The following is an 18346-nucleotide window of genomic DNA, read 5'->3' on the forward strand; positions in this document are numbered from 1 at the left end:
CGGTCCGTTTTCACGAACCGCCTTCGAGCGTGAAGCAACGAGAATTACGCGACCTGCCGCTTTTCCCCGCCTTCGTTACTGCGCCAGCGCGCGAGCAAGGCATTCCACTTGATCTTCGCGGCCTTGACGTTGTTCTCCTTGACGTGGCCGTAACCGCGCATCGAATCGGGAAGATTCGCGAGTTGTACAGCGAGTGACAGTTTCTGCTCCGTGAGTCCGCCGATCAACTCACGCACCAGCGCCTCGTACTCGCCGATCAACGCGCGCTCCATCTTCCGCTCTTCCGTGCGGCCGAACGGATCCAGCGCCGTTCCGCGCAGGAACTTCAGCTTCGCGAGCACGCGCATCGCCGACATCATCCACGGACCGTACTGCTTCTTCACCAGATGCCCGTGCGCATCCTTCTTCGAAAGACTCGGCGGCGCGAGATGCATCTTGATCTTCCAGTCGCCCTCGAAACTCGCGCGAATCTTGTCGAGGAACACCGGATCGGCATAAAGACGCGCGACTTCGTATTCGTCCTTGTACGCCATCAGCTTGTGCAGATTCTTCGCGACGGTTTCGGTCAGCGGATATTGCCCGTCCCCGGCGCCCAGCCCGGCTTCCTTCGCACGAACTTCCGCAACCAGCCGTCCGTATCGCGCTGCGTAGGCCGTGTTCTGGTACTTCGCGAGATAGTCGAGCCGCTTGTCGATGAGCGTGTCGAGCGCCTTCGGCGTATGCAGCGCGATGACCTTGCCCGGCGCCGCCTGCACGCCATGCTGCGCATCCGCGAGACGGCGCACGGCTTCGGGATCGTGCGCCGCGCGACGGCCCCATTCGAACGCCGCGAGATTCTTCTCGACCTGCACCGCGTTCAGCTCGATGGCGCGTACCAGCGATTCATGCAGCAGCGGCACCCAACCCTTCTGCCACGCGAAGCCGAGCACGAACGGATTCGTGTAGATCGCATCGCCCATCAGCGCGACGGCGAAGCGGTTCGCATCGACGAGCGCGACATGCTCGCCCGCGGCCGCGCGAATATCCGCCTCCGCGCTCGCGCCCGGGAAACTCCAGTTCGGGTTCTTGATGAACTCGGCGGTCGGCGTCTGCGCGCTGTTCACGACGACGCGCGTGTGATCAGGCTGCATCCGCGAGCCGCATTCGTTGCTCGCGGTGACGATCGCATCGCAACCGATGACGAGATCCGCTTCGCCCATCGCGATGCGCGTCGCGTGGATATCGGTCGGACGGTTCGCGATCTGCACGTGACTCATCACGGCGCCGCCTTTCTGCGCGAGCCCGGTGACGTCGAGCACGGTGACGCCTTTCTGCTCCAGATGCGCGGCCATGCCGAGCAGCGCGCCGATCGTCACGACGCCCGTTCCGCCGACGCCCGTGACCAGCACGCCATACGGCCGTCCGATCTCCGGAAGCTCGGGCATGGGCACGGACGGCATCGCATCGCTCTCGACGCTCGTCGCCTTCGGCTTCTTCAACTGGCCGCCTTCCACCGTCACGAAGCTCGGGCAGAAGCCGTTCAGACACGAGTAATCCTTGTTGCACGTCGACTGGTTGATCTGCCGCTTCGTGCCGTACTCGGTATCGAGCGGCTCGACCGACAGGCAGTTCGACTTCACCGAGCAATCGCCGCAGCCTTCGCACACGGCTTCGTTGATGACGACGCGCTTCGCCGGATCGGGGAATGCGCCGCGCTTGCGACGACGACGCTTCTCGGTCGCGCAGGTCTGGTCGTAGATCAGGATCGACGTGCCCGCAACCTCGCGCAGTTGACGCTGGATTTCGTCCAGCTTGTCGCGATGATGCACGTCGATGCCCGGCGCAAGTCCGACGCTCGCCGTGTACTTCTCCGGCTCATCGGTCACGATGACGATCTTCGCCGCGCCTTCCGCCGCGAGCTGATGCGTGATCTGCGGCACGGTCAGCACGCCGTCGACGGGCTGACCGCCGGTCATCGCGACGGCATCGTTATAAAGAATCTTGTAGGTGATGTTCACCTTCGCCGCGATCGCCGCGCGGATCGCGAGCAGGCCCGAATGGAAATACGTGCCGTCGCCGAGATTCGCGAAAACGTGCTTGTCGTTCGAGAACGGCGACTGGCCGACCCACGCCACGCCTTCGCCGCCCATCTGGCTGAACGTGCTCGTGTTGCGGTCCATCCAGACCGTCATGTAGTGGCAGCCGATGCCCGCCATCGCGCGCGAGCCTTCCGGCACGTTCGTCGATGTGTTGTGCGGACAGCCCGAGCAGAACCACGGCTTGCGCTCCGCCTCGACACGCGGCCGCGCGAGCGACCGTTCCTTCGCCTCGATCACGGCGATGCGCGTCGCGATGCGCGCGCGCACATCGGCGGGCAAATCGAATTTGTCGAGGCGCGTCGCGATGGCCTTCGCGATGATCGCGGGCGACAGCTCGTAGTGCGCGGGCAAAAGCCAGTTGCCCATCGGCACGGACCATTCGCCGCCGGCGCCGTCTTTTTCGTCGAACTTGCCGTACACGCGCGGACGTTGCGCATCCGGCCAGTTGTATAGCTCTTCCTTGATCGCGTATTCGAGAATCTGCCGCTTTTCCTCGACGACCAGAATTTCTTCCAGCCCGCGCGCGAATTCATGCGCGCCCTGCGCTTCGAGCGGCCACACGCAGCCGACCTTGTAGAGACGGATGCCGATCTGCGAGCACGTCGCGTCGTCGAGACCGAGATCGGTCAGCGCCTGACGAACGTCGAGATAGGCTTTGCCGCCGGTCATGATGCCGAAGCGCGCATGCGGCGAATCGATTTCCACGCGGTCCAGCTTGTTCGCGCGCACGTAGGCGAGCGCGGCGTACCACTTGTAGTCGAGCAGACGCGCTTCCTGCACGAGCGGCGGATCCGGCCAGCGGATGTTCAGGCCGCCATCGGGCATCGCGAAATCGGTCGGGAGCACGATCTTCGTGCGATGCGGATCGATATCCACCGAAGCCGACGACTCGACGACATCCGTCACGCACTTCATCGCGACCCACAGGCCGGAGTAGCGTGACATCGCCCAGCCGTGCAGGCCGAAATCGAGATATTCCTGCACGTTCGACGGAAACAGCACCGGCAGTCCGCACGCCTTGAACACGTGCTCGGACTGATGCGCGAGCGTCGATGATTTCGCGGCGTGATCGTCGCCGGCGAGCACCAGAACGCCGCCGTGTTGCGCCGATCCGGCGGAATTGCCGTGCTTGAAGACATCGCCCGAACGATCGACGCCCGGGCCTTTGCCGTACCACATCGAGAACACGCCGTCGTATTTGGCGCTCGGGTACAGGTTCACTTGCTGCGAGCCCCACACGGCGGTGGCGGCGAGATCTTCGTTCACACCCGGCTGAAACACGACCTGATGGCCGGCGAGATGCTTTTTCGCCTTCCAGAGTGACTGGTCGAGACCGCCGAGGGGAGAACCGCGATAGCCGGAGATGAATCCGGCGGTGTTGAGGCCAGCGGCCTTGTCGCGCTCTTGCTGCAGCATCGGCAGGCGCACCAAGGCCTGGATGCCGCTCATGTAGGCGCGGCCGCGTTCGAGCGTGTATTTGTCGTCGAGCGTGACGGATTTCAACGCGGCTTCTAGCGAAGCTCTTTGTTCTGCGTCTAGCGGGGCGTTCATTATGTGTATTCCTCCACCCGAGGTTTGGGATCACCAAAGCATGTTTCGGGCCGTCGCGTCTTGTGAACGCGTAGGCCGGGACTACCAGTTTGCCGGTGCAATGATCTTTCAGGCACTGGTACAAACCCGTTAAAAATTCCTCACTTAGCCGCGCTTTGCGTCAAATCCTTGACGATTTGACCGTCATCAAGAGGGTTTTGTTACAGCATGTAAATTCGACCGATCCACGGAACCCTGCCGTTCATCCCTGTCTAAAATGACGCTTCCGGAACTTCCGTGCCAATTTTCTGTGCACGCTTTGAGTTTCGGAAGCGAGTTGTACTTTGCAGTTAGAAGGAGATAACGATGAAACAACGCCACATCCAGAATTTCTTGGTCGTTTCGGCGGCTTTTTTCGCCATCAGCGCGCCGGTGGGCGGCGCACGCGCGAATAATGGCTCGCCGTTCGGGGCGTCGTCGGTTGCACAGGTCGCGCAAGCGCGCGTTCAGTCGGTTAAGGCGGGTGCTGAAAAGCGCCGCGAATCGGAAAGCAGCGACGACGAGACGGCGGGCTGACCCGCTCATCGCGGTCCGTATCGACCAAACGGGCCGCCAGAATGAACAAAGGGACATGGACCTTCGCGGTCCATGTCCCTTTTTTGATGCCCGCGTTTCGAAATGCGATCAGCCCGCGGTGGTGTCCTTCAGCACGCCGCGGCGCATCTGATCCAGTTCGATCGACTCGAACAGCGCCTTGAAGTTGCCTTCGCCGAAGCCCTGATTGCCCTTGCGCTGGATGATCTCGAAGAAGATCGGCCCGATCTGGTTCTCCGTGAAGATCTGTAGCAGGATTTCGTCCTTGGTGCCGTCGATCAGAATCTTGCGCTTCTTCAACTCCGCGACCGTTTCGCAATGGCCGGGCACGCGGCGATCGACCAGTTCGTAATATGTGTCGATGGTGTCGAGCAGGGCGATCTTCGCGCCGCGCAGGCCGTCGACGGTGCTGTAAATGTCGCCCGCACCGAGCGCGATGTGCTGGATGCCTTCGCCGTGATACGCGTCCAGATATTCCTGAATCTGTCCCGCGGTTTCCGAGCCTTCTTCGTTGATCGGAATGCGGATTTTGCCGCACGGTGACGTCATCGCCTTCGACTTGACCGCCGTGACCTTGCCTTCGATATCGAAATAGCGGACTTCGCGGAAGTTGAAGAGCCGCTCGTAGAACTCCGCCCATTCGACCATGCGACCGCGGTGCACGTTATGCGTCAGGTGATCGATGTAGGTGAGTCCGTGGCCCACCGGGTTTTGCTCCGCGCCCGGAATCGGTTCGAAATCGACGTCATAAATGCTGATATCGCCGATGCTGCCCGGCTGCGCGCCGTTCTTGCCGCGCCAACGGTCGACGAAGTAGATCAGCGAATCGCCGATTCCCTTGATCGCCGGGATGTTCAGCTCCATCGGGCCATTCTTGTTGTCGAAGCCCCATGCGCCGAGTTCGAGCGCGCGCTTGTACGCCTTGGCGGCATCGGCGACGCGGAAGGCGATCGCGCAGATCGACGGACCGTGCAGACGCGCGAAGCGCTGCGCGAACGAATCCGGCTCGGCGTTGACGATGAAGTTGATTTCGCCCTGGCGGTAAAGCGTCACGTCCTTATGACGATGCTTCGCGATCGCGGTGAAGCCCATCTGCTCGAACAGTTTGCCGAGCGCGACCGGATCCGGCGCAGTGTATTCGATGAACTCGAAGCCATCGGTGCCGACGGGATTCTCCCAGGTCGTTGCGGTCATTCGTGTCTCCTGATTTAGATGCGGCGCGATGTGCGCGACGTGGAAACAGTTTAGTCAGGTGACGCTGGCAAAAGCTTGCGAAACTAATCGGCTATTCATAAGATTGCGCACGATGCTGCCAGTCGAGTGCAGCAAGGAGCTACAAAATGGCTGAACTCGAGCTGGACACGATAGACCGCCGAATTCTGGCGATTCTTCAGGAAAATGGACGGCTATCGAATCAGGAGATCGCGGATCGCGTGAATCTGTCGCCGAGTCCGTGTCTGCGGCGCATTCGACGGCTGGAGGAGATCGGCGTGATTCGCGGTTATGTCGCCCTGCTCGACGCGAAGAAACTCGGGCTTGGCTTACTCGCCTACATCAACGTGCGTCTGGAAAAGCGCGGCGGCGTGCAGGCTGCGGCGGGCATGCCGAAAGCGCCGACGCACGGCGATCTCTTTCGTGAAGCGGTGCGTTCATGGCCGGAAGTCGTCGCCTGCGACGCGATGACCGGCGAGATGGATTTTCTGCTGCGCGTTCAGGTGCGCGACATGGATGATTTCTCGCGCTTCGTGCAGGATGAATTACTGCACCATCCGTCCGTGATTGATGTGCGCTCGAGCTTCTCGCTGGAACGTATCAAGGAGACGACGGTTCTGCCGCTGCGTTAAAACGACGAAGGGCGGTCAAATCCGCCCTTGTTGGTCCCGCTCGCAGCGCCATTCCCGCGCTGTTCCTGAGAAAAATTACGCGACGCCCGCTGCCGGCATGAACGCCTTGAAAACCTGCGACGCGCGTTGCGCCTGGCGTTTGATCGCGTAGTCGAACACGGCTGCCTGCTCCTGAAGCATTTCGGCCACGATGCTGGTCTGGTCGGCCGGCGCGAGCGAGAGATAGGCATCCGCTTCGCCGTAGGCGTATTCGATCTTCATGCCCGACTTTTTCGCGATATGCATCATGGTCGAGTTCCGCGACAGGCAGTGCATATAGAGCACCGATACCTGCGTGTTGCGGCTGCGCATGGCGGCGCGCTCGAACAGCTTCGAGCCGATGCCACGGCCGCGCGCGCTTTCGAGCACCGAGACGCCGAATTCGGCCGTTCGCTTGTCGCCCTCGGCGGGCAAATACGCCAGATGGCCGACGCCGATCAATTCCAGGGCGCCGCCGAACACGCCGAACACCTTGTCGTTCGAGAAGTTGATGTTGCGCACATAGTTCTCGATGACGTGATCCGGCACGACCTGCCCGAAGCGCAGGAGACGGTCGTCTTCGTCGAGAGCCAGAAAGTGCGTGAGGAGACGCTCGCGATCTGCCGAGGACAGTTCGCGGACGAGAACCGGCATACGCGCGTCTTTGAGCGGCTGATCGTGCGCGACGATCGGCTCGGCAGTGCGGTTGATGGTCAGTTCCATATTCGTTTCTCCTTCGTTCGTCATGCAGCACGCTGCAAAGCAAAACGAATTTTAGCCGATTACGGAGAAACGGATACGGGAAAACCCTTAAAACGACCTAGACGGCACGTTCTAAACAGCTACTGAAAACGATTAGATCGTAGTAAAATCAATAACTTAACGAAGTGTCGCAAACACGACAACTTACCGTCCAGTCGGTTTGTTGTGCTGCAACATCGAGCTATTCGACATTGAGGCCGTTTTCGATCATGTCGACGACCTGTTCCGCGAACTCGCTGTAGCCCAGCTTGCCGCCCGGCTTAAGCCACGTGAACGTCCAGTTGATCATGCCGAAGACCATCATGGTCAGCGCGGTCTGGTTGTCCTTGGTTGCGCGTTTCGGATAAGCCCGCGCGAGCTGACGCGCGAACGCCGCCACGATGTCGCGCTGACGATCGAGGACGATTTCGCGCTGCGCCTCTTCCAGATACTTCACATCATTCAGAAGCGCGACGTGCCGGCTGTGCGACGTCTCGTATTCGGCGAGAAACGCGCGCACGAGATCGGCGAAAGCCTCGCGTTCGCTCAGTCCGCGCCGCTGGCTGGCGCCTTCCACTTCCGCGATGATCAGCATCAGACGCTTGGTGTAGCGGTCGAGCAAATCGAAGAGGATCGCTTCCTTGCTCACGTAATAGTGATAGAGGCGGGCCTTCGACGTGCCGCTCGCGGCGGCGAGATCGGCCATCGAAGTGCTGGGATAGCTCGTCTGGGCGAATTTCGCGGCGGCGAGTTCGAGGATCTGTTCGCGTTGTGTCTCGTGATCGGGCGCTTTGGTACGGGCCATGTGTTCGGAAAGTGCGTTCTTATAGGTATGGATTCAGCGGCGCAGTTCGGCCTGACTGATTTCGGACGGCGTGCCGCGGATTTTAAGCCGTCCCGCCGTGACGAGTTCGCGGCAGCGCCAGAATGCGATGGAATCGGAAAGCATGAAATCGAAGCGCTGTCCCATTGCCGCGCCGGCGATCTGGCGCGCCGGTTTCCATTCGGGACCGGCGAGATCGAGCAAGGCTTCGTCGATATCGATCCATGTTCCTGTTACGAGCATGTTGTCGCGCAGGCGGCGCGTGTCGGCGTTGGCGTATTTCGCTTCCTGCCATTCGAGCGCGAGCCTGCTGATGCGCAGCACGGAAATCGGCGCGGCGGTCGGCAGCTTCGCGAGCAGTTGCTTCGGTGAAAACATACCGACGGCCGTCGCACGGTCTTCGCGGCCGACGTGCTCGGGATCGCTGTCGCCGGTCGCAATCGTCAGATCGTCGTGAGTGAGTTTCGCTTCGTTAAGGCGCTGCGGGACGTTGCGCATGTGATAGGCGACGCGTCGCAGCGTGAGCTGGTCGGCCGCGCTCTGGCCGTGCCACACGACGATCTGATCGTCGCCGCGCGCGAGGCGGCCGAACAGCGCCTGTTGTTCTTCGAGTTCGCCCTCGAGGTCGATGGCGCTGTTCAGGACCTGACGCCAGAACGTGGCGCGCGCGAGCGGCGATTCGTCGATGTCCCTGATCGGACCGACGGCGAGATCGTCGCGCAACGCGATGACGCGCTCGTCGCGTTCGGCGCGCCGCAATGCTTCCGTGAGGGATTGGGCCGCGCAATCGCCATTCGTGACGTGAATCATGTTCATCGGTGTCGGAGGCCAGAAGGACGAAAGGACCGCTCGGGTGAGCAGTCCTAGTTTACGCGAATCGAATGACGCCGGGCTGCGATCTAGCGCTCGTCGAAACTCACCACCACGCGCTCGCTCACCGGATGACACTGGCAAGTCAGCACGAAGCCATCATCGATTTCGTGTTGTTCGAGCGTGTAGTTCTTCTCCATCTTCACTTCGCCTTCGAGCACTCTGGCGCGGCACGTGCAGCACACACCGCCTTTGCACGCGTACGGCAACGCGAGTCCCGCTTTCAAGCCCACATCGAGCACGCTCACGCCTTCATACGGCAGCCGCAATTTGCGCTTCTTGCCGTCGATGATCAACTCCAGATCCGCCGCCGGCGTGCTCTCCGTGATCTCGATGGCAGGCACCCCTGCTTGCGGCAACGGCGTGCCGAATCGCTCCACGTGTATCTGCTTCGGCGCGACGCCCGAGTCCTTCAACGCCGCTTCGGCCGCATCCATCATCGGGCCGGGGCCGCAGATGAAGGCCTCGTCGATTTCCTCCGGCGAGAGCAGCGTCTCCAGAAACGCCTTGCACTTCGCCTGATCCAGCACGCCGTTGAAGAGCTCTACATCCTGCAGATCGTCCGACAGCACGTGATACAGCGAGAACCGGTCCATATATCGATTCTTCAGATCCTCGAGCTCTTCGGCGAACATGATCGCATCGACGCTGCGATTGCCGTACACCAGCGTGAAGCGGCTCGTCGGCTCCGTATCAAGCGTCGTCTTGATGATCGCCAGCACCGGCGTGATGCCCGAGCCGCCCGAGAACGCCACGTAGTGTTTTGCGTGATCCGCGTTCAGGTGCGTGAAGAAGCGGCCGTCGGGCGTCATCACGTCGATCTCGTGGCCGGGCTTCAGGGTATCGAACGCGAAGTTCGAGAAGCGCCCGCCACGCACGCGCTTGATGCCGATGCGCAATTCGCCATCGCGATCGTAGTCGGTCACGCCCACGCAGATCGAGTACGAGCGGCGCGTCTCCTCGCCATCGATATGCGTCTTGAGCGTCACGAACTGACCCTGCGTGAAGCGAAACGCATCGCGCAGCGCGGGCGGCACCTCGAACGAAACGGTGAACGCGTCGGCGGTTTCGGGGCGGACCTCACGGATGCGCAGCGGATGGAATTGCGGAGTCGCCATGTTTTTCGGCTCGCTATCGTTGGTTCGGTTGATTCGGTTGATTCGGCTCAGTACGGCTTGAAGTAGTCGAACGGCTCGCGGCAGTCGATGCAGCGATACAGCGCCTTGCACGCCGTCGAGCCGAATTGCGCCAGCTTCTCCGTATGCGTCGAGCCGCAGCGCGGACAGGCGATCGTTTCCTTCCTGTATGGCACGAAGCGGATCGGCTTTTCCGCGCTGCTGCATGCGCCCGTCGGCGGTGCGATGCCGTAGCGGCGCAGCTTCTCGCGTGCTTCATCGGTGATCCAGTCGGTCGTCCACGCAGGCGCCAGCACCGTCTCGATGCGATGCGCGCCGAGCTCGGCCCGATCGATCGCCTGCGCGATGTCTTCCGCAATCTGCGACATCGCAGGACAGCCCGAGTACGTCGGCGTGATCACCACTTCGAGCACGCCATCGTCGCCGTGACGCACATCGCGCAGAATGCCCAGCTCGCGGATCGAGACCACCGGAATCTCCGGATCGGGCACCGCTTCGAGCACGTCCCACGCGCGTTCGATGCTTGCGTTGGCGGTATTCATTACCAGCTCGCGCCCGGATGCTGACGCGCGAGACTCTGCATCTCCGCCAGCAGATAGCCCATGTGCTCGGAGTGCTCGCCGTGCTTGCCCGTGGTGATGTGCTTCACCTCGGCGGGCGCTTCGAGCGTGGCTTCTTCCAGTGCCGATGCGACCTGCTCACCCCATGCCGCTTCGAACTCGCTTGCGAGCGGCGCGATGCCTGCATCGGCGACGGCTTGCTCGATCGCATCGGTGGCGAAGAACTCGCGCGTGTACGGCATCAGATAATCGAGCGCAGCCTGCGCACGACGATGCGACTCCTCCGTGCCATCGCCGAACCGCACCAGCCAGTCGCGCGCATGATGCAGGTGATAGCTCGTCTCCTTGATCGACTTCGCCGCGATCGCCGCGAGTTGCGCATCGCTCGATGTCTGCAGCGCGCTCCACACTTCGATCATCAGCGCGCAGTACAGGAAGTTGCGCACGATCGTCACCGCGTAATCGCGCTCGGCGCGCGTCGTGCCCGCGAGCGGGCCGAAGTGCGGCAACTCCGCGATCGTGTAGTTGGCGAATTCGCGCTCGCTGCGAAAGTACGCGTAGTCGTCTTCGGTCTTCTTGCTGCCGTTAAGCGCGGCTTCCAGCGACGCCGCGTGCGTGTACAGCAGGCGCGCCTGACCGATCAGATCCAGACTGATGTTCGCCAGCGCGATGTCTTCTTCCAGCGCCGGGCCGTGGCTGCACCATTCGGCGTTGCGCTGCCCGAGGATCAGCGCGTTGTCCGCCAGACGCAGCACGTAGGCGAGATGGTCCTGACTCATAGCTCTGTCGCCCTTACATGTGATTGATTTCGTCAGGCAGCACGAAGAACGTCGGATGCCGATAGATCTTGTCGGCCGCGGGCTCGAACAATTCGCCCTTGTCCGCCGGGTCCGATGCGGTGATCGCCGCCGACGGCACCACCCAGATGCTCACGCCTTCCTGACGGCGCGTGTACACATCGCGCGCCATGCGCAGCGCCGCACCCGCATCCGGCGCGTGCAGGCTGCCGCAATGCTTGTGATCCAGTCCCTGCTTGCTGCGCACGAACACTTCCCAGATCGGCCATTCCTTGTTCATCTTCATCGTCTCCATGCTCATGCAGCTTGTTTGTGGGCGCGGACCTTTTGCTTCTCCGCATAGGCGAGCGCCGCTTCGCGCACCCAGGTGCCTTCGTCGTGCGCCTTCACGCGTGTGGCGAGGCGCTCCTTGTTGCACGGGCCATCGCCGTTGACCACGCGCCAGAATTCTTCCCAATCGATCTCGCCGTAGTCGTGCGCGTTTCTTTGCGCGTTCCACTTCAGATCGGCGTCGGGCAGCGTGACGCCCAGAATCTTCGCCTGCTCGACGGTTGCATCGACGAACTTCTGGCGCAGGTCGTCGTTCGAGATGCGCTTGATGCCCCATGCGAAGGACTGGCCGCTGTGGATCGAATCCTTGTCGCTCGGGCCGAACATCATCAGCACCGGCCACCACCAGCGGTTCACCGCCTGTTGCACGAGGTCCTTTTGCGCCTGCGTGCCCTTCATCATCGCGAGCAGCGCGTCGAAGCCCTGGCGTTGATGGAACGACTCTTCCTTGCAGATGCGGATCATCGCGCGGGCGTACGGCCCGTAGGTGCAGCGGCACAGCGGAATCTGATTCATGATCGCCGCGCCATCGACCAGCCAGCCGATCACGCCGACATCGGCCCAGGTGGGCGTCGGGTAGTTGAAGATGCTCGAGTACTTCGCCCGGCCAGCGTGCAGCGCGGCGACGAGCTGATCGCGCGAGACGCCCAGCGTTTCGGCCGCGCTGTAGAGATACAGGCCGTGGCCGCCTTCGTCCTGCACCTTCGCGAGCAGAATCGCCTTGCGCTTGAGGCTCGGCGCGCGGCTGATCCAGTTGCCCTCGGGCTGCATGCCGATGATCTCCGAGTGCGCATGCTGCGAAATCTGCCGCACCAGCGTCTTGCGATAGGCCTCGGGCATCCAGTCCTGCGGCTCGATCTTGCCGTCGGCCTGCATCACCGCGTCGAAGCGGGTTTGGTCGGGGGTCGAGGCGGATCGGTCCGCTTCAGTGGCCTGCGTGGGGCTCGGGAGGTCGAGGGATTGGGTGTACATGCGGGGCTCGCTCCTGGATAGTCGCTGTCCGGCGATTATAAACCGACCGGACGGTCGGTAAATAAATTTTTGAGGCGTACTCGGGTAACTCCGCATGATTGGGGCGCGCAGAAGCGCGCGCAATCCACGCGATATTCAATCTAGTGCAGACGAGGGAGGCTTGCCGGACGGCGAGAGAAACGAGAAGCGGCGGCGATGAATCGCCGCCGCTTTGAAAAGGAGGGAAAGCGCGCGCTTATCGCGTCTGTTGTGCGGCGAAATCTTCGGCGTCGACGTCATAGCCCGACGGCTCCCAGCGCACCGCGAGCAGCGCCACGAGCCCCGCGAGCGGCGCGACGGCGATGATCCAGAACACCTTCGTGCCGAGCGCCGCCGACAAAACCGGGAACAGGAACAGCGAGACCGTCGAACTGGCGCGCATCAGCGTCTGGTTGAAACCCACGCCGACGCCGCGCAGCGAAGTCGGATAGCTCAACGATGCGAACGTCATGCTGTGCGAACCCGGTCCGACGCCTTGCCCGAGCAGGAACGCGGCGAGAAACGCGATCGCGATCACGACTTCGGCGCCCGTCGACGGTTTCCCGACGACCGCGAGCCCAATGAGCGCCGCCAGTTGAAACGCGTAGCCGACGACCGACAGCTTCCATGCGCCGTACTTCGGCACCGTGCGCACGGAGAACAGCCCGCCCGCGAACGCGAAGCACAGATTCAGCGCGAGGGACGCGAGAATCGTGGTGAGCATCGACTGCGCGAGGAAGCTCGAGATGATGACCGGCAATCCGAACGCGACGGCGTTATATGCGAACGACGACGCAATCGCGATGACGGTCGCCAGCACCGTCCGGCGCAGATAAACGCCGCGCAGCAGCGCGCCGTAGTTGCTCCACGTCGCGCGACGGGCCTTGGGCGGCGCGACGGCGGTTTCGTCGACGCGGGCATCGATGCCGTATGAACGCTTCAGGATCGCGGCCGCGCCTTTCAGATCGCCCTGATTCGCGGCCCACACGGGCGATTCGCTCATATAGCGGCTGCGGATCGCGATAATCGCGATCGCCGGCACCGCGCCGAAGCCGAGAATCAGACGCCAGAGCCAGCCCGCGTTGTGCTCGGGCAAGACCGCGTACAAGCCGAGCACGAGCAGATACGAGACGCTGATCGCCGCGTACCAGACCGGACACCACATCGCGACGCGCGCTGCTTTGTTGCCGCGGCCCTGCAGACGCGAAAACTCCGCGAGAAACGCCATCGCGACGGGCAGGTCGATGCCGACGCCCAGACCCATTACGAAGCGCGCCCCGCCGAGCACCCAGGCGTTGGGCGCGAGCGCGCAGGCGATCGCCGCGACGACGAAGAAGAACATGTCGGCCATGAAGACGCGATAGCGCCCGACCTTGTCGGTGAGATAGCCGCCGAGAAACGCGCCGATGATCGCGCCGAGCGTGATCGCGGCAGCGACGAAACCGGTACCAGTCGGCGTCAGCGAAAACTCGCGAGCGATGTCCTTCATGCCGAACGCGAGTGCGCCAAGATCGTAGGCATCGAGAAAAATCCCGCCCAGCGCGATGGCGACGACGACGCGCGCATCGCTGCCGATCGCCGCGCCGCTATTGACGAGACTGGAGACATCGGCGGGACTTTTGATGACGGGCCGCGAATCGTTGGCGGCAGCGCCGACGACAGCGCGTTCGGGCGCGAGAGAAACGGACATGATCGGCTAGTTCGGTAAAAAGTTGTCGATGCAACGAATCGACGGATCGTACTGGCCCGAACGCAGCCGGCCAAATTCTTTTTTGTTATTTAATGACTTACGACGGGTCTGCAATGCTTTTCACGCGTGGTGCGATCGGTGCGAAGCCGTCGCGACGACGCGCGATGCGACAATGTCGCTCCGTTCCGTTTCTTCCATTTGGACATGTCGTCAGTTGAAAACATCGAATCGGTGAGTGTCGCGGTGATCGGCGGAGGACCGGCCGGGCTCATGGCCGCCGAAGCGCTCGCGACAGGCGGCGCGCGTGTCGATGTGTTCGACGCGATGCCGTCCGTCGGGCGGAAATTTCTGATGGCCGGCAAGGGCGGCATGAACCTCACGCATTCCGAGCCCGCCAACGCCTTTCTCGCCCGCTACGGCGCGCGCAGCCCGGACATCGCGCCGCTGCTCGCGCGCTTCGACGCGGACGCGTTGCGAAACTGGGTGCATGGCCTCGGCGTCGAGACGTTCGTCGGCAGCTCGGGCCGCGTATTTCCCACCGACATGAAAGCCGCGCCGATGCTGCGTGCGTGGCTGCATCGGCTGCGCGCGTCGGGCGTGACGTTTCATATGCGGCATCGCTGGCTCGGCTGGGCCGACGAAGGCACGGCGATATCCCGTTTCGCGACGCCATCGGGCGAAAAGCTCGTCCGGCACGACGCGCTGGTGCTCGCGCCGGGCGGCGCAAGCTGGCCGCAACTCGGCTCGGACGGCGGCGCGCTCCCGGTGCTCGCGGCGCGCGGCGTGCCCGTTCGGCCTTTCGTGCCGTCGAATTGCGGCTTCGACGTCGCGTGGAGCGAGCATTTCAGCAGCCGCTTCGCCGGCGAACCGCTCAAATCCGTGGCGATCGGCTTGCCGCGTGTGGACGGCACGCCCGATTGGCGCATCGGCGAATGTCTGATCACCGATCAGGGCATCGAGGGCAGTTTGATTTACGCATTGTCGGCGCCGATCCGCGATCGGATCGCCGAAAGCGGCGGCGCGGGCACGACGATCCTGCTGGATCTTGCGCCGCAATTTTCAGTCGAACGCGTGCGTGACGAGGTGCTGCATCCGCGCGGGGCGCGCTCGGTTTCGAGTCATTTGCAAAGCCGCCTGCATCTGACGGGCGTGAAGGCGGGCTTGCTGCGCGAGTGCATGAGCAAGGGCGAATTCGCGGATCTGGAGACGCTCGCCGCGCGGATCAAGGCGCTGCCGTTGCGCCTGTTGCGGCCACGTCCTATCGAGGAAGTCATCAGCAGCGCGGGCGGCGTCGAATTCGAAGCGCTCGACGCGCGCTCGATGATCAGCGCGCTTCCCGGCGTGTTCTGCGCGGGCGAAATGCTCGACTGGGAGGCACCGACCGGCGGCTATCTGCTGACGGCGTGTTTCGCGAGCGGACTTGTCGCGGGTGAAGGCGCGCTGGCGTGGCTCGCCGAGCGCGCGTAGAGAATTATGCGGCGACGAGCCGCCACAGCGACGTCACTTCCGCCGAGCGCGCGGCGTAAAGCGGATCGGACTTGTCGCTCGCGCGCGGATGATGCGGCTTGACGTCGATGCGTCCATCGACCTTCAGGCCAGCTTTGTCGATCCATTCCTGTAATTGGGCGCGCGTGCGCAGTCCGAGATGCTCCGCAAAGTCCGACAGGATGAGCCAGCCTTCGCCGCCCGGTGTCAGATGCGCGGCGAGCCCGTCGAGAAAACCGCGCAGCATGCGGCTTTCCGGATCGTAGATCGCGTGTTCGATCGTCGCGCTCGGCCTTGCGGGCAGCCAGGGCGGATTGCAGACGATGAGAGGCGCGCGTCCGTCCGGGAACATATCGGTCTCGACGATTTCGACTTGGCGATCGAGCCCCAGCCGCCCGATGTTCTCCCGCGCGCAGTCGAGCGCGCGAGCATCGACGTCGGTCGCGACGATTCGTCCGACACCGCGGCGCGCGAGCACGGCCGAGAGCACGCCGGTCCCGGTGCCGATATCGAACGCGAGTTCTTTCGACGGAAGCGGCTGATTCGCGACCAGATCGATATATTCGCCCCGAACCGGCGAGAACACGCCGTAGTAGGGATGAATCCTCCCGCCGACCGCGCCGATTTCGACGCCTTTCTTGCGCCACTCGTGCGCGCCGACCAGCCCCAGCACTTCACGCAAGGACACGACCGACGGCTCATTCGTCGGCGGTCCGTAAGCTTCCTCGCACGCGTGACGCACATCGGGCGCGCGGCGCAGCGGGATCGTGTACTGCCCGTCGAGCGGAAGCATCAGCATCGCAAGGGTGCGCGCGCGTTGCGATTGCGCGAGGCGGTGCAGATTGAAGGCATCGATCGGCGATGGCTCCGTCGCGTGCTTTTTTGCCTTGCGGGGCTTGCTGTCGATTCGGCGCGCCATCGCCTGCAGCAGTTGCCGGGCGTTCTGGAAATCGCCGCGCCAGAGAATCGCCGTGCCTTCGCAGGCGAGCCGGTATGCGTGATCGGCGGTCATCTGGTCATGTCCGATGACGACGCGCTTCGCGGGCGGATTGCCGCTCTCCGATCTCCAGCGGGCGGAGCGGCTTTCGCCGTCCTCGTCCCAGGTGAGTTGTTGCGGTGCTGAATTTTTCGATTGCATATCTAATCTATATAGATGCCTGAAGCGGGAGTCGTCGCGCCGGCGAAAATGAACTGGCTGCATTGTGAGGCTATTTGGGGCGCGTCGCTGCGGGTTGTTCGCGGTCAGGGCAATCGGGCGGCGCGAGCGTTGTGACACTTCAGGCACAATCGAGCCTTTTCCGCACGCCATCGCCGAATGAAACTCCGAGTTCTCGCCGCGATCTGCGCGGCCGCGCTTGTCGCGCAGGTCAATTTCGCACCGCACGCTTTCGCCGCCGACGCCGCCGAAGCGCCCGCCAACGAACATTGGGTCAGCGCGTGGGGCACTGCGCTGCAGTCGATTCCGCAACTGGCGAATCTGCCGCCGCTGTATCGCGCGCCGGATGTCGCGGGTCGCACCGTCCGTCAGCTGATTTACCCGCAACTGGACGGCAAACGGATGCGCCTGCGCATCAGCAATCTGTATGGGAGCGAGCCGCTCGTCGTCGAATCGATGACCGTCGCGCGGGCCGCCGCGGGCGACAGTGCCGCGATTCGCGCGGGAAGTGCGCGTCCGGTGCTGTTCGGCGGACGCAAGAGCGTGACCGTCGCGCCGGGAGCCCAGGCCACGAGCGATGCGGTCAATTTCGATGCCGACGCGTTCCAGCCCGTGGCCGTCAGCATGTTCATGGGGAAGGATCAGAAACTTGTCGCCTGGCATCGCGTGTCGAGTCAGGTGAACTACATCTCGACGCCGGGCGATCGCACCGAAGATGCATCGGCGGGCGCATTTCGCACGCGCTTCACCCAATTCGCGTGGCTGACCAATGTGATGGTGGAAAGCCCATCGGCGCAGGCGATCGTCGCGATCGGCGATTCGATCACCGATGGCATGCGCTCCTCTGTCAATGCCAATCGGCGCTGGCCCGATGCGCTCGCCAAACAGGTGGCGCGCAAAGGTGGCGGGCAGACGGTCGTAGTGAACGCGGGCATCAGCGGGAATCGGCTGTTGAGCAATTCGCCGTGCTATGGCGAGGCGGTGGTCAGCCGCTTCGAGCGCGATGCGCTGCGCCAACCGGGCGTGCGCGCGATCATCGTGCTGATCGGCATCAACGACATCAATTTCATGGCGATGCCCGCGCACGCCGGACTCGATTGCGACGCGCCGCACACCGAAGTCAACGCCGATGCGCTCGTGCGCGGGTATCAGCGGCTGATCGCGCAGGCGCACCAGCGCGGCATCAAGATTTACGGCGCGACGCTGACGCCGGCCTCGCTGCCGCCCGAGCGAGAGGCGATCCGCACGGCGGTCAACGAATCGATCCGATCGAGCAGAGCGTTCGATGGCGTGATCGACTTCGATCAGGCGCTGCGCGATCCGGCGCGCCCGAGCGTGCTTCAACGCCGATATGACAGCGGCGATCACATCCACCCGAGCGACGCCGGCTACGCGGCGATGGCGGCGGCAGTGCCGATGGAATTCGTCTCAGGAGCGACGAAAGTGATGCATTGAAGCGACCGCCAAAAAAAGTTGCTTCATCACCTTGTCATTCGAGTCTGCTTGACCTAATATTCAGCCCCTCGTCGCAAGACGACGGGCCGTCGAGCGAAACAGACGGCCTCCGAAGTCGGCAGATTTTGAAGCAAAAGCTAAAAAATACTGTTGACAAGGAGAAAAAGATTCTTCATAATCTCGTTTCTCTGCTGCTGATGCAGCGACGCAAGACGGAAGTTGATGTGGTAGCGGTCTTGCGATGTGCTC

16 protein-coding genes are annotated in these 18346 nt (G+C 62.9%); 4 read left to right on the forward strand and 12 right to left on the reverse strand.

Going from position 1 to position 18346, the window contains the following annotated elements; genetic code table 11:
* Window positions 1-44: 44 nt before the first annotated feature.
* Window positions 45-3629 (reverse strand): indolepyruvate ferredoxin oxidoreductase family protein, encoded by a 3585-nt coding sequence (locus ACEN42_RS01645; protein WP_371880497.1) that lies wholly within the window; start codon window positions 3627-3629, stop codon window positions 45-47.
* A 345-nt stretch (window positions 3630-3974) separates the two neighbouring features.
* On the opposite strand from ACEN42_RS01645, the gene ACEN42_RS01650 reads away from it, so the two are divergent.
* Window positions 3975-4184, forward strand: coding sequence for a hypothetical protein (locus ACEN42_RS01650; RefSeq protein ID WP_371880498.1), 210 nt, complete (start codon window positions 3975-3977; stop codon window positions 4182-4184).
* A gap of 108 nt (window positions 4185-4292) precedes the next feature.
* Here the strand turns inward: ACEN42_RS01650 and hppD are convergent, their stop codons facing one another.
* Window positions 4293-5396 (reverse strand): 4-hydroxyphenylpyruvate dioxygenase, encoded by a 1104-nt coding sequence (hppD, locus tag ACEN42_RS01655; RefSeq protein ID WP_371880499.1) that lies wholly within the window; start codon window positions 5394-5396, stop codon window positions 4293-4295.
* Between the two features lie 146 nt (window positions 5397-5542).
* Between hppD and ACEN42_RS01660 the strand changes: the two genes are divergently transcribed.
* Complete coding sequence (locus ACEN42_RS01660) at window positions 5543-6046, forward strand: Lrp/AsnC family transcriptional regulator (protein ID WP_371880500.1); 504 nt, start codon at window positions 5543-5545, stop codon at window positions 6044-6046.
* A gap of 75 nt (window positions 6047-6121) precedes the next feature.
* On the opposite strand, the gene ACEN42_RS01665 is transcribed toward ACEN42_RS01660, so the two are convergent.
* From ACEN42_RS01665 to ACEN42_RS01705, 9 genes are all read right to left on the reverse strand, one after another.
* Entirely contained in the window at window positions 6122-6787 is a 666-nt protein-coding gene (locus ACEN42_RS01665) for a GNAT family N-acetyltransferase (protein WP_187606608.1), read from the reverse strand.
* Window positions 6788-7007: 220 nt separating this feature from the next.
* Window positions 7008-7610, reverse strand: coding sequence for a TetR/AcrR family transcriptional regulator (locus ACEN42_RS01670; RefSeq protein WP_187606609.1), 603 nt, complete (start codon window positions 7608-7610; stop codon window positions 7008-7010).
* Window positions 7611-7643: 33 nt separating this feature from the next.
* The gene (locus tag ACEN42_RS01675; RefSeq protein ID WP_371880501.1) at window positions 7644-8444 is read right to left on the reverse strand and encodes a DUF1835 domain-containing protein; all 801 of its coding nucleotides are present in this window, start codon (window positions 8442-8444) and stop codon (window positions 7644-7646) included.
* Between the two features lie 83 nt (window positions 8445-8527).
* Window positions 8528-9616: a 1,2-phenylacetyl-CoA epoxidase subunit PaaE gene (paaE, locus tag ACEN42_RS01680; RefSeq protein ID WP_238217736.1), complete on the reverse strand. Its 1089-nt coding sequence runs from the start codon at window positions 9614-9616 to the stop codon at window positions 8528-8530.
* 47 nt (window positions 9617-9663) lie between these two features.
* A complete protein-coding gene (gene paaD / locus ACEN42_RS01685) occupies window positions 9664-10176 on the reverse strand; it encodes a 1,2-phenylacetyl-CoA epoxidase subunit PaaD (protein ID WP_371880502.1) in 513 nt (170 codons plus the stop codon).
* Entirely contained in the window at window positions 10176-10973 is a 798-nt protein-coding gene (gene paaC / locus ACEN42_RS01690) for a 1,2-phenylacetyl-CoA epoxidase subunit PaaC (RefSeq protein ID WP_371880503.1), read from the reverse strand. The genes paaD and paaC overlap by 1 nt, the downstream gene beginning before the upstream one ends.
* Before the next feature lie 13 nt (window positions 10974-10986).
* Complete coding sequence (gene paaB, locus ACEN42_RS01695; protein ID WP_014191517.1) at window positions 10987-11271, reverse strand: 1,2-phenylacetyl-CoA epoxidase subunit PaaB; 285 nt, start codon at window positions 11269-11271, stop codon at window positions 10987-10989.
* 17 nt (window positions 11272-11288) lie between these two features.
* The gene (gene paaA, locus ACEN42_RS01700) at window positions 11289-12293 is read right to left on the reverse strand and encodes a 1,2-phenylacetyl-CoA epoxidase subunit PaaA (RefSeq protein ID WP_371880504.1); all 1005 of its coding nucleotides are present in this window, start codon (window positions 12291-12293) and stop codon (window positions 11289-11291) included.
* A gap of 235 nt (window positions 12294-12528) precedes the next feature.
* A complete protein-coding gene (locus tag ACEN42_RS01705; protein WP_250484247.1) occupies window positions 12529-14001 on the reverse strand; it encodes an MFS transporter in 1473 nt (490 codons plus the stop codon).
* A 204-nt stretch (window positions 14002-14205) separates the two neighbouring features.
* On the opposite strand from ACEN42_RS01705, the gene ACEN42_RS01710 reads away from it, so the two are divergent.
* Window positions 14206-15468, forward strand: coding sequence for a TIGR03862 family flavoprotein (locus ACEN42_RS01710; protein WP_371880505.1), 1263 nt, complete (start codon window positions 14206-14208; stop codon window positions 15466-15468).
* A 4-nt stretch (window positions 15469-15472) separates the two neighbouring features.
* On the opposite strand, the gene ACEN42_RS01715 is transcribed toward ACEN42_RS01710, so the two are convergent.
* Window positions 15473-16624, reverse strand: a complete 1152-nt coding sequence (locus ACEN42_RS01715; RefSeq protein ID WP_371880506.1) for a methyltransferase — start codon at window positions 16622-16624, stop codon at window positions 15473-15475.
* Window positions 16625-16801: 177 nt separating this feature from the next.
* Between ACEN42_RS01715 and ACEN42_RS01720 the strand changes: the two genes are divergently transcribed.
* Entirely contained in the window at window positions 16802-18097 is a 1296-nt protein-coding gene (locus ACEN42_RS01720) for an SGNH/GDSL hydrolase family protein (RefSeq protein WP_371880507.1), read from the forward strand.
* Window positions 18098-18346: the final 249 nt, after the last annotated feature.

It is taken from the genome of Caballeronia sp. S22 (genome assembly GCF_964261745.1).
Lineage (GTDB): Bacteria > Pseudomonadota > Gammaproteobacteria > Burkholderiales > Burkholderiaceae > Caballeronia > Caballeronia jiangsuensis.